This window comes from Stenotrophomonas sp. YIM B06876 (assembly GCF_030711595.1).
GTDB lineage: Bacteria > Pseudomonadota > Gammaproteobacteria > Xanthomonadales > Xanthomonadaceae > Stenotrophomonas.
Genome location: NZ_JAUJUJ010000487.1, coordinates 1 through 610, shown reverse-complemented (window position 1 = coordinate 610; position 610 = coordinate 1). Strand labels below are relative to the sequence as shown.

Sequence of the window (610 nt, the reverse complement as noted above, 5' to 3'; positions counted from 1 at the left end):
GGCTCAGGTCGAACTGCAGGCTCACGCGCGCCGAGCCGTTGGAGCTGCTCGACGTCATCTCGTTGACGCCGGCGATGATGCCCAGGCGGCGCTCGAGCGGCGTGGCCACGCTGATGGCCATGGTCTCGGGGCTGGCGCCGGGCAGGCTGGCTGATACGGAAATGGCCGGGTAGTCCACCTGCGGCAGCGGCGAGACCGGCAGCACGAAGAACGCCGCGATGCCGGCCAGCGCCAGGCCTATCGTCAGCAGNTCATCTCGTTGACGCCGGCGATGATGCCCAGGCGGCGCTCGAGCGGCGTGGCCACGCTGATGGCCATGGTCTCGGGGCTGGCGCCGGGCAGGCTGGCTGATACGGAAATGGCCGGGTAGTCCACCTGCGGCAGCGGCGAGACCGGCAGCACGAAGAACGCCGCGATGCCGGCCAGCGCCAGGCCTATCGTCAGCAGCACCGTGGCCACGGGGCGCTCGACAAACGGGCGCGACAGGTTCATGGCGCGGGCCTCTGCGGCACGGTGGCTGCCATGGCCGTGCCGTGCCCCATCCAGCGCCGGCCCAGCCGGTCAAACGCCAGGTAGATCACGGGGGTGGTGAACAGCGTGAGCAGCTGGC

Annotated in this window: 2 protein-coding genes; both read right to left on the bottom strand. The window is 70.8% G+C overall.

Annotated features, from left to right (window positions below):
* Window positions 1-205 (bottom strand): efflux RND transporter permease subunit (locus QZH66_RS18075; protein WP_345783881.1); only part of this gene is annotated, 205 nt, incomplete at its 3' end.
* A gap of 38 nt (window positions 206-243) precedes the next feature.
* Window positions 244-492 carry an efflux RND transporter permease subunit gene (locus QZH66_RS18070; protein WP_345783880.1) on the bottom strand — a complete coding sequence of 83 codons (249 nt, stop codon included), beginning with the start codon at window positions 490-492 and terminating at the stop codon, window positions 244-246.
* Window positions 493-610: the final 118 nt, after the last annotated feature.